This window comes from Paraburkholderia sp. UCT2, assembly GCF_014397665.1.
Classification (GTDB): Bacteria; Pseudomonadota; Gammaproteobacteria; order Burkholderiales; family Burkholderiaceae; genus Paraburkholderia; species Paraburkholderia tuberum.
In genome coordinates, this window is record NZ_VZQO01000041.1 from 1 (window position 1) to 18,980 (window position 18,980).

16 protein-coding genes and 2 pseudogenes are annotated in these 18,980 nt (G+C 64.6%); 15 read left to right on the forward strand and 3 right to left on the reverse strand.

Annotation, left to right across the window (positions count from 1 at the left end; genetic code table 11):
* Positions 1 to 1,269 (forward strand): annotated as a pseudogene (locus F6X39_RS27190) (filamentous hemagglutinin); the annotation flags it as partial.
* 3 nt (positions 1,270 to 1,272) lie between these two features.
* Positions 1,273 to 1,542: pseudogene (locus tag F6X39_RS27195) on the forward strand (alpha/beta fold hydrolase); the annotation flags it as partial.
* Between the two features lie 159 nt (positions 1,543 to 1,701).
* On the opposite strand, the gene F6X39_RS27200 reads toward F6X39_RS27195, so the two are convergent.
* A complete protein-coding gene (locus F6X39_RS27200) occupies positions 1,702 to 2,637 on the reverse strand; it encodes a DMT family transporter (protein WP_187618890.1) in 936 nt (311 codons plus the stop codon).
* A gap of 129 nt (positions 2,638 to 2,766) precedes the next feature.
* Here F6X39_RS27200 and F6X39_RS27205 point away from each other — a divergent pair, with 129 nt between their 5' ends.
* Positions 2,767 to 3,684, forward strand: coding sequence for a LysR family transcriptional regulator (locus tag F6X39_RS27205; protein WP_187618859.1), 918 nt, complete (start codon positions 2,767 to 2,769; stop codon positions 3,682 to 3,684).
* Between the two features lie 51 nt (positions 3,685 to 3,735).
* Here the strand turns inward: F6X39_RS27205 and F6X39_RS27210 are convergent, their stop codons facing one another.
* Positions 3,736 to 3,936: a hypothetical protein gene (locus F6X39_RS27210; RefSeq protein ID WP_184062060.1), complete on the reverse strand. Its 201-nt coding sequence runs from the start codon at positions 3,934 to 3,936 to the stop codon at positions 3,736 to 3,738.
* 359 nt (positions 3,937 to 4,295) lie between these two features.
* Here F6X39_RS27210 and F6X39_RS27215 point away from each other — a divergent pair, with 359 nt between their 5' ends.
* Complete coding sequence (locus F6X39_RS27215; protein WP_184070003.1) at positions 4,296 to 5,087, forward strand: SDR family NAD(P)-dependent oxidoreductase; 792 nt, start codon at positions 4,296 to 4,298, stop codon at positions 5,085 to 5,087.
* Positions 5,088 to 5,212: 125 nt separating this feature from the next.
* Here the strand turns inward: F6X39_RS27215 and F6X39_RS27220 are convergent, their stop codons facing one another.
* On the reverse strand, positions 5,213 to 6,208 hold the full coding sequence (locus F6X39_RS27220) for an LLM class flavin-dependent oxidoreductase (RefSeq protein ID WP_184062058.1): 996 nt from the start codon (positions 6,206 to 6,208) through the stop codon (positions 5,213 to 5,215).
* A 325-nt stretch (positions 6,209 to 6,533) separates the two neighbouring features.
* Here F6X39_RS27220 and F6X39_RS27225 point away from each other — a divergent pair, with 325 nt between their 5' ends.
* The 11 genes from F6X39_RS27225 (at position 6,534) to astD (ending at position 18,978) form a co-directional block, all read left to right on the forward strand.
* Positions 6,534 to 8,135, forward strand: a complete 1,602-nt coding sequence (locus F6X39_RS27225) for a rhodanese-related sulfurtransferase (protein ID WP_187618860.1) — start codon at positions 6,534 to 6,536, stop codon at positions 8,133 to 8,135.
* Between the two features lie 546 nt (positions 8,136 to 8,681).
* Complete coding sequence (gene bamE, locus F6X39_RS27230) at positions 8,682 to 9,233, forward strand: outer membrane protein assembly factor BamE (RefSeq protein WP_090803993.1); 552 nt, start codon at positions 8,682 to 8,684, stop codon at positions 9,231 to 9,233.
* Between the two features lie 59 nt (positions 9,234 to 9,292).
* Positions 9,293 to 10,246, forward strand: coding sequence for a patatin-like phospholipase family protein (locus F6X39_RS27235; protein WP_184069999.1), 954 nt, complete (start codon positions 9,293 to 9,295; stop codon positions 10,244 to 10,246).
* A gap of 355 nt (positions 10,247 to 10,601) precedes the next feature.
* Positions 10,602 to 11,291 (forward strand): ABC transporter permease, encoded by a 690-nt coding sequence (locus tag F6X39_RS27240; protein ID WP_090805677.1) that lies wholly within the window; start codon positions 10,602 to 10,604, stop codon positions 11,289 to 11,291.
* 5 nt (positions 11,292 to 11,296) lie between these two features.
* Positions 11,297 to 12,010, forward strand: a complete 714-nt coding sequence (locus tag F6X39_RS27245; protein ID WP_184044231.1) for an ABC transporter permease — start codon at positions 11,297 to 11,299, stop codon at positions 12,008 to 12,010.
* Positions 12,011 to 12,101: 91 nt separating this feature from the next.
* Entirely contained in the window at positions 12,102 to 12,893 is a 792-nt protein-coding gene (locus tag F6X39_RS27250) for an ABC transporter ATP-binding protein (RefSeq protein WP_184032922.1), read from the forward strand.
* Positions 12,894 to 12,921: 28 nt separating this feature from the next.
* Positions 12,922 to 13,965, forward strand: a complete 1,044-nt coding sequence (locus F6X39_RS27255; protein WP_187618861.1) for a GlxA family transcriptional regulator — start codon at positions 12,922 to 12,924, stop codon at positions 13,963 to 13,965.
* Positions 13,966 to 14,122: 157 nt separating this feature from the next.
* A complete protein-coding gene (locus F6X39_RS27260; RefSeq protein WP_187618862.1) occupies positions 14,123 to 15,358 on the forward strand; it encodes an aspartate aminotransferase family protein in 1,236 nt (411 codons plus the stop codon).
* Positions 15,359 to 15,425: 67 nt separating this feature from the next.
* Positions 15,426 to 16,478 carry an arginine/ornithine succinyltransferase subunit alpha gene (gene aruF / locus F6X39_RS27265; protein ID WP_187618892.1) on the forward strand — a complete coding sequence of 351 codons (1,053 nt, stop codon included), beginning with the start codon at positions 15,426 to 15,428 and terminating at the stop codon, positions 16,476 to 16,478.
* Positions 16,475 to 17,512, forward strand: a complete 1,038-nt coding sequence (astA, locus tag F6X39_RS27270) for an arginine N-succinyltransferase (RefSeq protein WP_187618863.1) — start codon at positions 16,475 to 16,477, stop codon at positions 17,510 to 17,512. The genes aruF and astA overlap by 4 nt, the downstream gene beginning before the upstream one ends.
* Before the next feature lie 2 nt (positions 17,513 to 17,514).
* Positions 17,515 to 18,978 carry a succinylglutamate-semialdehyde dehydrogenase gene (gene astD / locus F6X39_RS27275; protein ID WP_187618864.1) on the forward strand — a complete coding sequence of 488 codons (1,464 nt, stop codon included), beginning with the start codon at positions 17,515 to 17,517 and terminating at the stop codon, positions 18,976 to 18,978.
* Positions 18,979 to 18,980: the final 2 nt, after the last annotated feature.

Consider the following 18,980-nt stretch of genomic DNA (forward strand, 5'->3'; position numbering starts at 1 on the left):
GCTTTCACGATCGATGATGCCGCCGCGCGCGCGTTGCAGCGCAGCCTGAACGCGGGCACGTCGATCGATGTCACGACCACAGGCGCGAACGGCGCAACGGGCGACCTGGGCATTGCTTCGAGCCTGAACTGGAGCGGTCCGGCTTCGCTCACGCTTGCCGCGTACCACAACGTCTCCGTGACGACGGGCACGACGATAGCGAACAATGGTGCGGGCAATCTGGCCTTGCGCTCCGACGCTTCGGGCATCGATAACGGCGGCAGCGTCATCAACAATGGCACCATCGACTGGTCGAAAAGTACGGGCATCGTCAGCACGCTCTACGATATGAACGGCAGTTACAGCCCCGGCACGCTTGTCGGCAATGCGGCCTGGAGCGCGCCGCTCTACAGCGGGCTCGTGACGCAGATAACCGGCTATAAACTCGTCAATTCGGTCACGGACCTGCAGAGCATCGAGAACGATCTTGCCGGCAACTACGCACTCGGCAAGGACATCGATGCTAGTAATTCCGCGTTCACAACGCTCGGTTACTCTTCCGCCACGCCGTTCACGGGTCAGTTCGACGGTATGTGGCATACGATTTCCAACATCTCTCCGCGTTTCGACGCGGTTTTTAACGATATTGGGGCGAAGGGTGTCGTGCGCGACGTGAACGTCAACTCGAAGGTCGGCACAACGGTTTTCTTTTTTGACGGGACCGCAATATTGGCCACCAGCAATCACGGAACGGTGGCCAACGTCTTTACATCCGGGGCCATTACCTCAGAGTCCAGTGATGCAGGCGACTCATTCGCCGGGCTTGTCGCCACTAACTACGGGCTGATCGCGCGCTCGGGCAGCAGCGCGACGGTTACGGCCGACGGTTCTGTCGGTGGGCTGGTTATCCTTAACGAAGGTACGATCACCGAGTCATACTCGATCAGCCGAGTCTCCGGAATCAGCTCGCACGGCCCAGCGGGAGGACTCGTCGCGTACAACGGCGGAACGATCACACAGTCCTTTGTGTCGGGTCCCGTGGGGTCGGAATCGCGGCTGGCAGGCAGTGTCTGCGCCAGTTGCGGTGGTCTTGGGAACGATGTCTATTGGGACGTACAGACAACGGGACCTTCGAGTGGCGGCAACCTGCCAGCGTCGAACGGGCTCACTACCGCCCAGATGAGCGCCCCGGCGAGTTTTGTCGGCTGGGACTTCGGTCCGAACGGCGCCTGGACGATGCCGCCCGGGGCCACGCACCCCGTCCTGACCTGGCAAGTCACCGGGCATTGAGCCATATTTTATGAGCTGGGCCAGCTCAGCATGCCGACGCTGCTGCTGATCGGCCAGAAGGACACGACGGCGATCGGCAAGGACACCTCGCCGTCCGAGGTGCGCGCGACGCTCGGCCATTACCCCGAATTGGGCCGCGCGGCCGCGAAGGCGATTCCCCATGCGACGCTGGTCGAGTTCGCGGGGCTCGGTCACGCGCCGCAGATGCAGGACCCGGAAGCGTTTCATCAGGCACTGCTCGATGGACTCGCGGCGGTGCCGACCAATCGTTGAGCGTTCAAACGGCTTTCTGTCCCGCTACCGTACTCCTGCGTCGTTCACCGCCAGGCGAAACGTCCTGGTAGCTACTTTATGGCTCTTCGCGGATTTCCACGGAGGACGCTTGCGGACAGGCTCTAGTCGGCCAGGAGCTGCTTGCGACCTAAAGACAGCCTAATAACCGTCAACCGAAGTAGCGGGATGCATTTCAAGCGCCGCATTGGCGTCCCTTTTAAACGGAACCGCCGCCAGCACCGATGCAAGTACCATCAGACCTCCGCCAAACCATGCCCAGCCAGAAAGATGCTCACCGAGCCATACGTATGCGAATAGCGCACCGAACGCGGGCTCGCTTCCCATCAGCAAAGCGACGCGCGTTGGGTTGCTGCGCTTGACGGCAAAGTTCTGTGCGAAGAAAGCGAACAACGTACAGGCGAGCACGAGGTAAGCGATGCTCGCCCAGAAGTCACCGTGCCCACTGAGCGACGGCAGCGCATCCCAATGTTGTGACCGCAACACGAACGCCGCCAGGACACTGCCCAATGCAACGACGCCTGCCTGGACCGCGGTCACCGACAGCGCAGCAAGTTCCGATTCGCGCATCACACGCTTGGTCACGCACACCATCAGCGCACGCAGTAACGCCGCAAGAAGAATCAGCGCGTCGCCCGCGGTCGGAATGATCACGCCGCCGCTCACGAACGCGGCGCCCGTCAGCGACAGGCCCACGGCGATCCATTCGCCACTCGACGGCTTTCGTCGTAGCAACATCCATTCGACCAGCGGCGTAAGCGCGACACACAGACTGATAAGGAACGCCGCATGCGACGCGCGTGTGTGCGCTATCCCGAAAGTCTCGGCCAAAAAGATGCCGAGCAGGATTGCACTGGAGCCGAGCGCACCCAGCAAGGCGGACGCTTGGACGTGTCGGAGCGAGCGCAACGCCGGCGACAACACGAGGAACGTCAGCCCGAAGCGCAAGGCCAGCAGACCGAGCACGGGATAGATCGTGAGCGCGCCTTTCACGACCCCATAACTGGTGCCCCACACCATCGCGACCGCAAGCAGCATGAGGTCGGATATCCACAACGCGCTCTTTTGCTTCGACATGACGGACCTTCCGTTTTCATTCGAACGGCCCAAATTGTCAGCTATTGCATTGATAAATATAATCCGGGTCAGTGGAACATCTTTTATGTTTGAGATGCACAAATGACTGGTGCGGGTGCGAGGGTCGCGATGAATCCCAATGAACTCTTTGCGTTGCTACCCGACATGGCGACGTTTGCGAGGGTTGTCGACGCCGGCAACTTCTCCATTGCCGCGCGGCAACTGGGCAGTACACCGTCGACTGTCAGTCGGCAGATCAAGCGCCTTGAGGATTCGCTTGGCACGCGGTTGCTTGAGCGCTCGACCCGTAGCATCCGTTTGACGGATTCAGGCGCGCAGATCTACCGGTATTGCCGGGATATGGTCGGCGCAGCGTCGGGCGCCGTCGACGTCGCTGGACAAGTGACGGGTGATCCGCGAGGCAAGGTCAGCATCAGTGCGCCGATTTCATTTGCGAGATCTGTCATCCATCCGCTTGTTCCCGAATTTCTGCGCATGTGGCCCGACGTGGATGTCCATCTGGTCTTCGCCGACCACGAAGTCGATCCGCTACGTGACGATGTCGATATGGTGATCCGACTCACGCGTTCGCCTCCGCCAGGTCTTGCTGCCCGGCGACTTGGAGCGGTCAAATGGGTTCTATGCGCGTCACCTGCCTATCTCGCGGAACGGGGGACACCGGCCGAGCCGCACGACCTTGCTCGGCATGCATGCATGTATCTAGGGGAGACGGTCGACGACAATCGATGGCATTTCCGCCGCGACTCTGAGACACAGTCGGTCGAAGTGAAGGGGCGATACATCGCCAATGATGCGGGCGCGCGATTGGATGCTGCGCTGCATGGCCTGGGCATTGCGAGCTTGCCCGATTTTGCTGCCGCGCAGGCGATTTCGAGGGGCGACATTGTCCGGGTGCTGACCGACTGGGAATTCGAGGCCCGTACATATATGGGACCGGTCTGGCTACTTTATCCGTCGAGCCGTTTTTTACCGTCTCGAGCACGTGCGCTCATCGATTACCTGGTGAGCCAGCTCCACGACAGGTAGGCTGCCACACCGACGGCATCAGGCGCGCAGGGCTGCGCGCCTCCTTTGCTGTCAGCCGTGGTAGAAGCCGTCGGTGACCGAGTTTTGCAGCACACCGTCGACATAGACGCCGACAGGGTCGCCATCGGCGGACGTGAGGATCGAGCCGATGTGCTGGCCGGGTAGTTTCATCCGGCCGCCTTGGATTTTGGTCATCTCCTGGTGATCAAGTTCTGCAGAGTTCTGGATGTCGTCGATGGTTAGCGTGTTCATGATGTGTCTCCTTGAACAAGAGGGTTGTACAAACATTTAAGCGGCCGGCTGCTTGCAGCACACAACGCACATGTCATGCCATCCGGGCGTGATCTGCGCGGAGCGCGCATCCCCCGGTGAATCGCGATGATGCCAGTTTGGGCGCCACCATCACTTAGCCAAACGAAGTTGGAAAATCGCTGACATGGCCTTGTTTTCCTTCTCCTACAACAGCAACGAATCGCAGGCGTTCTTGACCGAACCGCCTCACTGGTCGATGGTTGGCGCATCGATTACACGTACGTGAACCTCCTGGCGGCATCCGACGTTCAAGACCCAATGTCGCCATTTTTAATTCATCCATTGAAAGGAAATCACCCATGGACCTGAACCTGACAGGCAAGCTCGCACTGGTGAGCGGCAGCACAGCCGGCATCGGTCTCGCTATCGCCAGCACGTTGGCGCAGGAGGGCGCTCGTGTGATCGTGAACGGCCGCGCCCAGTCATCTGTGGACGACGTGGTCGCGCAGCTGAAAGCGCAGACGGGCAGCGACGTGCAGGGATTCGCGGGCGATCTCAGTACGGCCGCTTCAGCAGAAGAGCTCGCGCGACGCTATCCGGACGTGGAAATTCTGGTCAACAACCTGGGCATCTTCGAGCCCAAGCCGTTTGAAGAGATTCCCGATGCGGACTGGCAGCGGTTCTTCGACGTCAATGTCTTGAGTGGGGTACGCCTCGCTCGCCTGTTTTTGCCTGCGATGAGGCAGGCCAACTGGGGGCGCATCATTTTCATTTCGAGCGAAAGCGCGGTGCAGATTCCAGCAGAAATGATCCACTACGGGATGACGAAAACCGCGCAGCTGGCGGTCTCGCGGGGGCTCGCCGAAGCCGTTGCCGGCACGGGCATTACAGTCAATAGCGTGCTGCCGGGGCCGACGAAATCGCGGGGAGTGGGTGAATTCGTGGAGACCCTGGCCAAGGCCGACGGCAAATCGTTTGAAGCGTTCGAAACGGAGTTCTTCGAGAAGGTCCGTCCCACCTCGCTCATCAAGCGATTTGGTTCGCCGCAGGAAATCGCGTCGCTCGTGGCCTATATCGCCAGTCCGCTTTCGTCGGCCACGACGGGAGCCGCGTTGCGGGCCGACGGGGGCGTTATAAAGAGCGCCTTCTAGACCCCGAAGGCATTGGCCGGCTTCTCACACGACCGGCCCCAACTCAGTGCAAAAGACAAGGCGGCTTGCCATCAGCCGCCCTTTTATCGTGCGTCGCCGTGTCCGCCGATCGGTTCGCGAACCGCTTATCTGGCCGCCATCATTTCATCGCGCACCTCGGCACCGATCTCGAACGAGCGCAGCCGCGCGGCGTGATCGTAAATCTGCGCGGTCAGCATCAATTCGTTCGCGCCGGTCTGCTCGATGATCGATTGCAGACCTTCGCGGATTGCGTCGCGATCGCCGAGCACCGTGCAGGCGAGCGCACGCGCGACGTTGTTCAACTCCATCTCCGACGCGTCGAGCCGCTCGACCGGCGGCTGCAATCGTCCCGGCGTGCCGCGCCGCAGATTGATGAACTGCTGCTGCAGCGACGTGAACAGCCGTGCGGCTTCGTCGTTCGTGTCGGCGGCGAACAGATTGACGCCGACCATCGCATAGGGCTTCGCCAGCGTCGCGGACGGCCGGAACTGCGTGCGATACACCTGCAACGCGGTCATCATGTAATCGGGCGCGAAGTGCGACGCGAACGCGAACGGCAGCCCGAGCGCCGCGGCCAGTTGCGCGCTGTACAGCGACGAACCGAGCAGCCACAGCGGCACGTTCAGGCCCGCGCCCGGCACCGCGCGAATGCGCTGGCCCGCGACCGGCTCGGCGAAATACCGTTGCAATTCGACGACGTCGTCGGGGAAGGTTTCGGCGCTCGCCTGGAGATCGCGGCGCAGCGCGCGAGCGGTGGTCTGATCGGTGCCGGGCGCGCGGCCGAGGCCGAGATCGATCCGCCCCGGATACAGCGACGCGAGCGTGCCGAACTGCTCGGCGATCACGAGCGGCGCATGGTTCGGCAGCATGATGCCGCCGGAGCCGACGCGAATCGTCTTCGTGCCGCCGGCCACGTAGCCGATCACGACCGAGGTCGCCGCGCTCGCGATTCCGGTCATGTTGTGATGCTCGGCGAGCCAGTAACGCTTGTAGTTCAGCTTTTCCGCGTGCTGCGCGAGTGACAGTGTGTTCCTGAACGCGTCAGCCGGCGTGGCACCCGCGGTGACCGGCGAAAGATCGAGAACCGAGAAGGGGATCATTGTCTGTTGATTGCGATGGGCGGCGCTTTCGCGCGATGGGGCATTGTGGCAAAGCGGCGCCTTTTCTGCTGGCGGTGCGGCGATGCCCCTGTCGACCGAAGGGTCGGCAGGACCGATGAGGCGCGCTGAGGCGCGACCCATGGCGCGGAAATTGCGCATGCGTAGCGTGTTCGCGCGGCGGTGCTTCGCATTCGGAGTGCGCCCGAATCAGCAATCCAGCGAGTGACCGTGCGCCGATCGGAATTCGAGTGTACGGTTAAGTATCGGTACGGTGACGCGACCCGTTGCCGGACATCCGGAATGTAGCGAAGGAGTTCCCGATCCCATGAATGTCGTCAAAGAGTTTCGTACCCGGTCATTTCAAGACGTGTCCCATGCATTGCTCGACCGCGAGGAGATCGCGCTCGTCGACGTGCGTGAGGAAGATCCGCACGCGCGCAGTCATCCGTTGTTCGCCGCCAATCTGCCGCTGTCGCGGCTCGAACTCGACGCGCCCCTGCGGCTGCCGCGCCCGGCCGTGCCGATCGTCGTGTTCGATGCCGGCGAAGGTCTCGCGAGGCGTGCGGCCGAGCGCTTCGCCGAACTCGGCTATACCAACGTCGCCTTGCTCGAAGGCGGCCTGCAAGGCTGGCGCGAAGCGGGCGGCGAGTTGTTCAAGGATGTCAACGTGCCGAGCAAGGCGTTCGGCGAACTGGTCGATAGCGTGCGTCATACGCCGTCGCTGTCCGCGCAGCAGGTGCAGGCGCTGCTCGATCGCGAGGCCGATGTCGTGGTGCTCGACGCGCGCCGCTTCGACGAGTTTCAGATCATGAACATCCCCGGCAGCATCAGCGTGCCGGGCGCGGAGCTGGTGCTGCGCGCCAGGCAGCTCGCGCCGGATCCGGCCACGCGCATCATCGTCAATTGCGCGGGGCGCACGCGCAGCATCATCGGCGCGCAGTCGCTGATCAACGCGGGCGTGCCGAATCCGGTGGCCGCGCTGCGCAACGGCACGATGGGCTGGACGCTCGCCGGTCAACCGCTCGCGCATGGCAGCGCGCGGCGTGTCGAAGGCGCGGTCGACGACGCCTCCCGTCTCGCCGCGGCAGACGGCGCGCGCGCGCTCGCCGACCGGGCGCGCGTGCGCCGCACGTCGCGCGACGAAGCGCGCCGCTGGGCCGACGAAGCGATGCGTACCGTCTATCGCTTCGACGTGCGCACACCCGAGGAATACGAGGCGGGCCACGTACCCGGTTTTCGCAGCGCACCGGGCGGCCAGCTCGTGCAGGAAACCGACCTGTTCGTGACGGTGCGCGGCGCGCGCGTGATCCTCGCGGACAGCGACGGTGTGCGCGCGAACATGACCGCCTCGTGGCTCGCGCAGATGAACGTAGAGGTGTACGTGGTCGATGGCCTGACGGCGGCCGATTTCGCCGAGAAGGGCATGGCGCCGTTGACGCGCAACGCGGTCACGCCGCCCGACGTCGACGACATCGCGCCGGCCGAACTCGCCGCGCTGCTGCAGTCGACGGGAACCGTCGTGCTCGACTTCACGAGCAGCACGCACTATCTGAGGCGGCATATTCCGGGCGCGTGGTTCGTGATTCGCAGTCAGCTCGCCGACGCGCTGCGCATACTGCCCGACGCGAAGCGCTATGTGCTCACGTGCGGCAGCGACGTGCTCGCGCGCTTCGTCGTGCCGGAGCTCGCCGCGGCGACCGGGCGGCCGGTGCAGGTGCTGCGCGGCGGCACGATCGCGTGGATCGACGCGGGCTTGCCCGTGGAGTCGGGTGGCACGCGGATGGCGTCGCCGCGGATCGATCGTTATCAGCGGCCGTATGAGGGCACCGAGAACGCGCGCGAAGCGATGAGCGCGTATCTGGAGTGGGAGCATGGGCTCGTCGCGCAACTCGCGCGCGACGGCACGCACGGCTTTCGTGTGATTTGATGGGCCGGCCATCCGGGGGCCGGCGGTCCGGGGGCCGGCCATCCGGCACCCGTCTTGCGCCGCGCGAATCTTCTGCCGATTCGGTGTAAACGCGCTCTCGTCGAAACCCTCCGATGCGTTTAGATTAGCGGCATCTGGAAGGCTTTTCGAGGGACCAGGGCGGCCATAAAAGGCAGCGGTTTGTCATTCGGCGATGGCGCAAGGTGAGTAGCCAAGGTTGCTCATCGCTTCGTCTGGAGCAGACCGCTGCGCGTCGTCCGCGGTGCCTCGCGCAAGGCGGCTAATGAGCCGCCGTCACTTTCGGTTGATCCTGTCGACCGACATGGCGACGCTGTACACAGCGTCGCCTTTTTGCTTCTGGCGTGCCCATCTCGACGGACCTCAGCCGATCCATTAGTGCTGCGCGCAACACGTTGCGTGCGTCGCCGCACCCGACGCGCCCGCGTTGCTCGCGGTTTTCTCCGTGCGCGGTTATCCTTGTAGTACACACTACAGACCGGCCAGGCGCCGCGACGACAGATCCCACACATCCGGACAGGAACCGAAGTGAGCCTCAAACCGCTGGGCGTCACGCTACTGATAGCGTGCTTTGCGCTGACCGGCTGCGACCAACAGCAGAGCGATCAAGCCGTGCAAAAACTCAAGGACTTTTTCAATGCCGTCAAACCGGACGCGTTGCTGCTCAAGAACATGACGCCGGGCGTCACGACCGAAGCGCAAATCCTCGCGCAGATGGGCAAGCCCGAGACCACGCGCACCTTCACCGACGGCTCGAAGCGCTTCGAATATCCGCGCGGCCCGCAAGGCCTGAACACCTACATGGTCGACATCGATCGCGACGGCAAGCTGCAGGCGATCACGCAGGTGCTGACCGCGGACAACTTCGCGCAGGTTCGCTCGGGCATGACCGAGGACGAGGTGCGGCGCTTGCTTGGCAAGCCTGGACAGGTGGCGGTGTTTCCGCTGAAGCCGGAAACCGTGTGGAGCTGGAAATGGCGCGAGGGCGGCGTGACCGAAGAAGGCATCTTCAACGTTCACTTCGACCGGAACCAGAGGGTGTACACCACGTCACGCTCGGACGTGATCCGCGGGCGATAGGCGGGGGCAATGTCGATCAGAAGACGGCCGGATAAGCGGGCCGAAAAAGCGGGGTAGGCATGATACGTCGACGTCGATACAGCCGGATCGGGCTGGTGTTGGGGGGCGGCGCCGCGCGCGGCTGGGCGCATATCGGCGCGATTCGCGCGCTGCAAGACGCGGGCATCAGGCCCGACGTCGTGTGCGGCACGTCGATCGGCGCGCTGGTCGGCGCGGTCTATGCGAACGGCGATCTCGACTGGCTCGAGGAGTGGGTGTCGCGCCTCACGTGGCAGACCGTGGTGCGGCTGCTCGATCTGCGCATCTCGGGCGGACTGCTTGGCGGGCGCAAGGTGATCCAGCTATTCGCCGACAAATTCGCCGGCCGCTCGATTGCGCAACTGCACATGCCGTTCGCGGCGGTCGCGACCGAACTCGACACGGGCCGCGAAATCTGGCTGCAGGACGGCAGCACGATCGACTCGGTGCGCGCGTCGATTGCGATTCCGGGCATCTTCACGCCGGTATGGCACAACGGCGTGTGGCTCGTCGACGGCGGGCTCAGCAATCCGGTGCCGGTGTCGGTCGCGCGTGGCATGCGCGCGGACTGCGTGATCGCGATCGATCTGAACAACGACATCCTGAACGGCCGCGACTTCGGCGGCGCGGTCATCGAAACGCCCGCTCTCGATCCCACCGCGCCGCCGCCCGTCGCGCTGCGCCGCAACGGCAAGCCGTGGCCGCGCTGGCTCGCGCCAGCCGAGGCGAGCGCCACCGACGACGTGCGCGTGCCGCCGAAGCCAAGCGCGCAGGTGCCGTCGATGCTGAGCTCGATCGCGCAAAGCATCGACATCATGCAGGTGCGCATCACGCGCAGCCGGCTCGCTGGCGAACCGGCCGATATCCTGATCCAGCCGCGTCTCGGCGGCATGGGCATCTTCGATTTTCATCGCGCGGCGCCAGCCATCGAGGAAGGGCGCGAGGCGGTCGAGCAGATGCTGCCGGCGATCCGCGCGCGGCTCGGGCTCGACTGAGCGCGGGCTGTCAGGCGTCGGAGCCGGCGTGGACGCGCTGATGCAACGGCGCGACGCGTTCGGGCGGTGCCACCGCCGTCGGCGCGGCCTATCGAAAAAGCGACCCGAAACTTGCGAAATCGCCGCACGGCCAGGCGTGCGCCGCGCGTGCGACAAGACGATAACCCCTGTGAAACCAAGCGTTACGAGCGTTCCCTCGTGCGTCGAAGTGCCATGTTGCGTCGCAGCAAACCACCCGCCCGGTATTTGAGAAATTGATTTCAGCTTGCGAGACTCCGCGCCATGCCGGAGCAGCGAGCAGCCCATGAAGCCGCCGCCATCCGCGCCAATTCTACGAACCTGGATGGAGACACGCGTGTTCCTATACGGCTTTGGTCCCGTGCTGCTCGCCGGCACGCTCCAGACGATCGAGCTGTCCGTTCTGTCGCTGGCGGCCGCTGTGTTGCTCGGCCTCGCGGGCGCGGCGGCGAAACTCTCGTTCAACCGGCCCTTGCGGGTCATCGCGACCGGCTACACGACGCTGATCCGCTCGGTGCCCGACCTCGTGCTGATGCTGCTGCTGTTCTACAGCATCCAGATCTGGCTCAATGATCTGACCGACATGTTCAGCATCGAGCAAATCGACATCGATCCGTTCGTGGCCGGCGTGCTGACGCTCGGTTTCATCTACGGCGCGTATTTCACCGAGACTTTTCGCGGCGCCTTTCTCGCGGTGCCGCGCGGCCAGCTCGAAGCGGGCAGCGCGTACGGCATGAGCGGCGTGCGCGTGTTCACGCGCATCCTGTTCCCGCAGATGATGCGCTTCGCGCTGCCCGGCATCGGCAACAACTGGCAGGTGCTCGTGAAGGCCACCGCGCTCGTGTCGATCATCGGTCTCGCCGACGTCGTCAAGGCCGCGCAGGACGCGGGCAAAAGCACCTTCAACATGTTCTTCTTCATCCTCGTCGCCGCGCTGATCTATCTGGCGATCACCACCGTATCGAACCTCGTGCTGATCTGGCTGAACCGCCGCTATTCGATCGGCGTGCGACACGCGGAGCTCTGAGCGTCATGATCGACATCCTCAATCAATTCTGGAAGGCGTATCTGTTCTGGGACGGGCAACGCCTGTCGGGTCTCGCGGTCACGCTGTGGTTGCTGGTCGCGTCGATCGCGATCGGCTTCGTGTGCGCGGTGCCGCTCGCGGTCGCGCGCGTGTCGAAGAAGCGCTGGCTGTCGACGCCGGTACGTCTGTACACCTACGTATTTCGCGGCACGCCGCTTTACGTCCAGCTGCTGTTGATCTACACCGGCGTGTACAGTCTCGCGTTCGTGCGTTCGCACAGTCTGCTCGACGCGTTCTTTCGCAGCGGCTTTCACTGTGCGATCCTCGCGTTCGCCTTGAACACCTGCGCGTACACAACCGAGATTTTCGCGGGCGCGATCCGCTCGACCTCGCACGGCGAAGTCGAGGCGGCGCGTGCCTACGGCATGAGCGCGTTCACGATGTACCGGCGCATTGTGATACCGTCCGCGCTGCGCCGCGCGTTGCCGTTGTACAGTAACGAAGTGATCCTGATGCTGCACGCGACGACGGTCGCGTTCACGGCCACGGTGCCCGACATCCTGAAGGTCGCGCGCGACGCGAACTCGGCGACCTACCAATCGTTCAATGCGTTCGGGCTCGCGGCGCTGATTTATCTCGTGGTGTCGTTCGCGCTGGTTGCGCTGTTCCGGCGTGCCGAGCGTCGCTGGCTCGCGCATCTCGCGGTGCGCACGCACTGAGCGCGCGTTGACGACATAGCATCGGGCGCCTCGAGCTTCGGCAGGGCGGCGTCCGCACCAGACCGATCCGTATTCTCACTGGGAGAGCATCTTGCTCCATACCACTCAAACCGAAGCTTGCAAGCTCGCCGTACAGGACATCCACAAGCGCTACGGCGACAACGAAGTGCTCAAGGGCGTGTCGCTCAACGCGAACAAGGGCGACGTGATCAGCATCATCGGCGCGAGCGGCTCGGGCAAGAGCACTTTCCTGCGTTGCATCAATTTTCTCGAGCGGCCGAACGCTGGGCAGATCATCGTCGACGGCGAAGCGGTCAAGACGAAAACCGATCGCGCCGGCAATCTCGAAGTCGCCGATCACAAGCAGCTGCAGCGCATCCGCACGAAGCTCGCGATGGTGTTCCAGCACTTCAACCTGTGGGCGCACATGAACGTGCTCGAGAACGTGATCGAAGCGCCGATTCATGTGCTCGGTCTGAAGCGCAAGGAAGCCGAGGACCGCGCGCGCGAGTATCTGGAGAAGGTCGGGCTCGCGCCGCGTCTCGAGAAGCAGTATCCGTCGCATCTGTCGGGCGGCCAGCAGCAGCGTGTCGCGATCGCGCGCGCGCTCGCGATGGACCCGGACGTGATGCTGTTCGACGAACCGACCTCCGCGCTCGACCCCGAACTCGTCGGCGAAGTGCTGAAGGTAATGCAGAAGCTCGCCGACGAAGGCCGCACGATGATCGTCGTCACGCACGAAATGGGCTTCGCGCGCAATGTGTCGAACCATGTGATGTTCCTGCACCAGGGCCGCACCGAGGAAGAGGGCAATCCCGCCGAGGTGCTGAGCGCGCCGCGCAGCGAGCGCCTGAAGCAGTTCCTGTCCGGCAGCCTGAAGTAACGCGCGGCTCGCTTTTCACGGACACCCGATGGCCCGCACGTCCAGCCCGGCTCGCACGACCCAGGTCGTGATCGTGGCACTGCCGCCCGTGTCGATGTCGGGCGTCGGGCCGATCGTCGACGCGCTCAGTCTCGCCAATGAAATCGACGGCCGCGCGCTGTATCGCGTGCAGGTATGTTCGTGGGACGGCCGCGCGGTGCCGCTCGCGGGCGGCGCGCAATGGCCGGCCGATGCCGCGTTCGGCGACGCGATCGCGTGTGACTGGCTGATCATCGTCAGCGAGCGGTTCCAGCAGTTCGCCGACTACCGTCTGTTTCTCGCGAGCCTCGCGCGCGTCGGTCAGCGCACGCCGCTCGTCACCGGTATCCACCACGGCGTGTGGTGGCTCGCGATGGCGGGGCAGCTGTCCGGCTATCGCGTCAGCGTGAACTGGGAAACCTATCAGCAGTTCTCTGAACAGTTCGAACGCTCGATCGTCACGCAGCAGATCTTCGAAATCGATCGCGATCGCGCGACCTGCGCGGGCGGCCAGGCGACCGTCGACTTCATGCTCGCGATGATCGGCCGCGAGCACGGGCCCGAACTCGCGGAGCGCATCGCCGATACGCTCGGCGTAGGCGTGCTGCGCGCGGGCGAGGAGCGTCAGCGCATTCCGTTCGTGACCGCGCCGGGCGAGCGCCACCCGCGCCTGAACGACGCGCTGCTGCTGATGGAAGCCAATATCGAGGACCCGTTGACCACCGATGAAATCGCCGGCCTCGTCGGCGTCTCGCGGCGGCAGCTCGAGCGCCTGTTTCGCCAGTATCTCGGCTCGATGCCGTCCAAATACTATCTGGGGCTGCGGCTGTCGAAGGCGCGCACGCAATTGCAGCGCACCAGCAAATCCGTCGTGCAGATCAGCCTCGCATGCGGGTTTTCGTCGGCGGCGCACTTTTCGAATGCGTATCGGGAGCGCTTCGGCGTCACGCCGCGCGAGGATCGCCGCAACTGGATCGACCGCCAGACCGGCGCGCACGGCGGCGCGAGCGAGCCGCGGCCGGCCGCGCTGATCGAGCGGCCCGAGCTCGATTGACGCAAGCCATCTGAAAGCGAAACCGCGGCAAGTTCAGCGCAAAGCTCGACAGCCGCGACGCGCGGAACCTCATAGAAAGCGTCGCGTATGCGCAAGACGTGCCGCGCGCGGTTTCCTACACTAGCTGTATTACCTGTCACCCGTAAAAGGAATTGCCATGAACGACCTGACTGTGACACGCCAGACCTTCGACGAAGTCATGGTGCCGGTGTTTGCCCCCGCCGCCTTCGTACCGGATCGCGGTCTCGGCTCGCGCGTGTGGGACACGCAAGGCCGCGACTACATCGACTTCGCCGGCGGCATCGCCGTCACCGCGCTCGGTCATGCGCATCCGGAGCTGCTGAAGGTATTGCAAGAGCAGGGCAGCAAGCTGTGGCACATCGGCAATGGCTACACGAACGAGCCGGTGCTGCGCCTCGCGAAGCGCCTCGAAAGCCTCACGTTCGCCGACCGCGCGTTCTTCGCGAATTCGGGCGCCGAGGCGAACGAGGCCGCGCTGAAGCTCGCGCGCCGCGTCGCGTTCGACCGTCACGGCGCGCAGAAAGATGAAATCATTTCGTTCGCGCAGTCGTTCCACGGCCGCACGCTGTTCACCGTCAGCGTCGGTGGCCAGCCGAAGTACTCGGAAGGCTTCGGCCCGGTGCCGGCCGGCATCACGCATCTGCCGTACAACGACACCGAAGCGGCGAAGAAGGCGATCGGCGCGCAGACTTGCGCGGTGATCGTCGAGCCGATCCAGGGCGAGGGCGGCGTGATCCCGGCCGATCCGGCGTTCCTGAAGGCGCTGCGCGAAGCGTGCGACCGGCACAACGCGCTGCTGATTTTCGATGAAGTGCAAACCGGCGTGGGCCGCAGCGGCTTCTTCTACGCGTACCAGGACACCGGCGTGACGCCGGACATCTTGACCACCGCGAAGGCGCTCGGCAACGGCTTCCCGATCGGCGCGATGCTGACCACCAAAGAGCTCGCCGCGCACTTCAAGGTCGGCGTGCACGGCACGACTTACGGCGGCAATCCGCTCGGCTCGGCGATCGCGGAAAAAGTGGTCGAACTCGTCAGCGACCCGAAGCTGCTCGAAGGCGTACGCTCGCGCGGCGAAGTGCTGAGGGGTCATCTCGCGAAACTGAACGAGCGCTTCGGGCTTTTTAGCGAAGTGCGTGGCAAGGGTCTCCTGATCGGCGCCGAACTGAACGACACGTTCCGGGGCCGCGCGAAGGACTTCGTCACCGCGGCCGGCCAGCACGGCGTGATCATGCTGATGGCGGGTCCGGACGTGCTGCGCTTCGTGCCGTCGCTGATCATGCCGCTCGACGACATGGCCGCAGGCTTCGCGCGTCTCGAGACGGCGTTCGGCGAACTCGTCGGCGCGAACGCGCAGGCGGCGTCGCATTGATGTTCAGGCAGTCCCGCACGCCCACGCTGATGCAGCGGATCATGCGTCACATTCAACAGGAACGATGATGCTCTTCGTACGTCCAGGCCGCCTTGCCGATCTCGATGCGCTCGAGCATATGGCGCGCATCGCGCAGCCGGTGCTGCATTCCCTGCCGCACGACCGGCGCGCGCTCGAAGCGCGGGTCGCGTTGTCGGAAGACTCGTTTCGCGCGGAGGTCGATTTCCCGGGCGAGGAGTTTTATCTGTTCGTGCTCGAAGACTCGGAGACCGGCAAGCTGATGGGCACCGCGAGCATCGTCGCGGCGGCCGGTTACGCGGACCCGTTCTACGTGTTTCGCAACGACGCGCTGATTCATGCGTCGCGCGAACTGCATGTGAATCGCAAGATTCACGCGCTGACGATGTCGCACGAGCTGACCGGCAAGAGCCGGCTCGCGGGCTACTACATCGACCCGTCGCTGCGCGGCGACGCGGCCGCGCAACTGATGTCGCGCGCGCGGATGATGTACGTCGCCGCGAATCGCAAGCGCTTCACGCCCGAGGTGTTCTCGCTGCTGCTCGGCGTGACGGACGAAAACGGTGTATCGCCGTTCTGGGAAGCGGTGGGGCGCAAGTTTTTCGGCCGCGATTTCGCCGACATCGAAGTCGAATCGGGCGGCCGCAGCCGCACCTTCATCGCCGAAGTGATGCCGACCTATCCCGTGTATGTGCCGCTGTTGCCCGAAGCGGCGCAGCGCGTGCTCGGCGAGCCGGACGCGAACGCGCTGCTCGCCTACGAGATTCATCTCGAGGAAGGCTTCGAGACGGATCGCTACGTCGACATCTTCGACGCGGGTCCGGTACTGACGGCGCAGGTGGATCGCAGTGTCAGCGTGAAGCACAACGAAACGCGCGTCGTGCGCGAGGCATCTGCGACGCACGGCGCAACGTACCTGATCGCGCACAACGGCGCCGCCGGCGAGTTCCGTTGCGTGCTCGGCGATCTCGCGCCCGGCAAGGAATCGGGCGCCGGGTTGTCACAGGCGGCGCGCGCCGCGCTCGGCGTACGGGAAGGCGATGCGGTGCGCTGCGTGCCGCTGCATCAGCCGCAGGATGAACAATCGGGAGACGCGCAATGATCGTCGTTCGCGTAGTACAACGAGGCGATGTGGATGCGCTGATGCGGCTCGCGCAGGAAACCGGGCCGGGCCTGACCACCTTCAAACCGGATCGCGATGCGCTCGCCGCGCGTGTCGAGCGTGCGCGCCGCACGATGGAAGATCAGGCCGCGCCGCACGAGGCCGGTTATTTCTTCGTGATGGAAGACACCGCGACCGGCGACGTGGCCGGCGTCTGCGGTATCGAAACGGCGGTGGGTCTGCAGCAGCCGTTCTACAACTATCGCGTGAGCACGGTCGTGCACGCGAGCCAGGATCTCGGCATCTGGACGCGCATGCACGCGCTGAACATCTCGCACGACCTCACCGGTTATGCGGAAGTGTGCTCGCTGTTCCTGAGCCCGCGTTATCGCACGAGCGGCGTCGGCGGCTTGCTGTCGCGCTCGCGCTTCATGTTTCTCGCGCAGTTTCGCGAGCGTTTTCCGCAGCGTCTGTGCGCGGAGTTGCGCGGCCATTTCGACGAGCAGGGCACGTCGCCGTTCTGGCGCGCGGTCGGCTCGCATTTTTACCAGATCGATTTCAATGCGGCCGACTATCTGAGCTCGCACGGCCGCAAGGCGTTTCTCGCCGAGCTGATGCCGCGCTATCCGGTGTACGTCGAACTGTTGCCGGAAGAGGCGCAGCGCTGCGTCGGCCTCACGCATAACGACACGATTCCCGCGCGCCGCATGCTCGAAGCCGAAGGGCTGCGCTATGAGAATCACGTCGATATTTTCGACGCGGGTCCGGTGCTCGAATGCCATATCGCCGATTTGCGCACGGTGCGCGAAAGCGTGCTGGTGGCGGCTGAAATTGGCGAGGCAGCGGAGCAAGCCGCGCAGGACGGGCCGAAGTCGATGGTATCGAATACGTCGCTCGGGGATTTTCGCGTTGGCGTCGTGGCGGGCGTGCCGCGCAACGGTGTGTGCCGCCTGAGCGCGGCCGAGGCCGAAGCGCTTCGCGTGCAGGCAGGCGATCCGCTGCGGGTGCTGCCGTTGAAACACAAACAGGGATGATCATGAGCGAGCTTTTCATCGACGGCGAATGGGCCGCCGGCACAGGACCCGTATTCGCATCGCGCAATCCCGGCACGGGCGCGGTGGTGTGGCAAGGCAACAGCGCGTCGGCGGACGACGTCGATCGCGCGGTACGTAGCGCGCGCCGCGCGTTCGCCGCATGGTCGGCGCTGGCGCTCGACGAGCGCTGCGCGGTGGTGCGCCGCTTCGCCGCGCTCGTGACAGAGCGCAAGGAGGCGCTCTCCGAAGCGATCGGCCGCGAGACCGGCAAGCCGCTATGGGAAGCGCGCACCGAAGCGGCCTCGATGGCCGCGAAGGTCGAGATCTCGATTCAGTCCTACAACGAACGCACCGGCGAAAAGCGCTCGGCGATGGCCGACGGCACCGCGGTGCTGCGGCATCGTCCGCATGGCGTGGTGGCGGTGTTCGGGCCGTACAACTTCCCGGGCCATCTGCCGAACGGGCATATCGTGCCCGCGCTGATCGCCGGTAATGCGGTCGTGTTCAAGCCGTCCGAACTCGCGCCCGGCGTCGCGGCGCTGACCGTGCAGATCTGGCGCGACGCGGGGCTGCCTGCCGGCGTGCTGAATCTCGTACAGGGTGAGAAGGATACCGGCATCGCGCTCGCGAATCACCGGCAGATCGACGGACTGTTCTTCACCGGTAGTTCGGATACGGGAACATTGCTGCACAAACAGTTCGGCGGACGGCCGGAGATCGTGCTCGCGCTCGAAATGGGCGGCAACAATCCGCTCGTGATCGGCCCGGTCGCGGACCTCGACGCCGCCGTGCACCACACGATTCAATCGGCGTTTCTGTCGGCGGGGCAGCGCTGCACGTGCGCGCGCCGCATCTTCGTGCCCGACGATGCGTTCGGCGAGCGTTTCCTCGCGCGCCTGACGGAAGTGACCGCGCGCATCGGCGTCGGTGAATACAACGCGCAGCCGCAGCCGTTCATGGGCGCCGTGGTGTCGGCGCGCGCGGCCTCGCGTTTGATCGGCGCGCAGGAGCGTCTGCTCGCGAGCGGCGCGAAGGCTCTGCTGAAAATGGAGCAGCGCGATCCGCAACTCGGCTTCGTCACGCCCGCGATTCTCGACGTGACCGACGTAAAGGACCTGCCCGACGAGGAGCACTTCGGTCCGCTCGCGCAGATCATCCGCTACCGCAATTTCGACGACGCGCTCGAACGGGCGAACGATACGGAGTTCGGTCTCTCGGCGGGCCTGCTCGCCGACGACGAAGCGCTGTGGGCGCATTTCCAGCGCACGATTCGCGCGGGCATCGTCAACTGGAACCGGCCGACCAATGGCGCTTCTTCAGGAGCGCCGTTCGGCGGGCCGGGCCGCTCCGGCAATCATCGGCCGAGCGCGTACTATGCGGCCGACTACTGCGCATACCCAATGGCCTCGGTCGAGAGCGCGCAACTGAACATGCCCGCGAGCGTCTCGCCGGGCCTTCAATTCTAAGG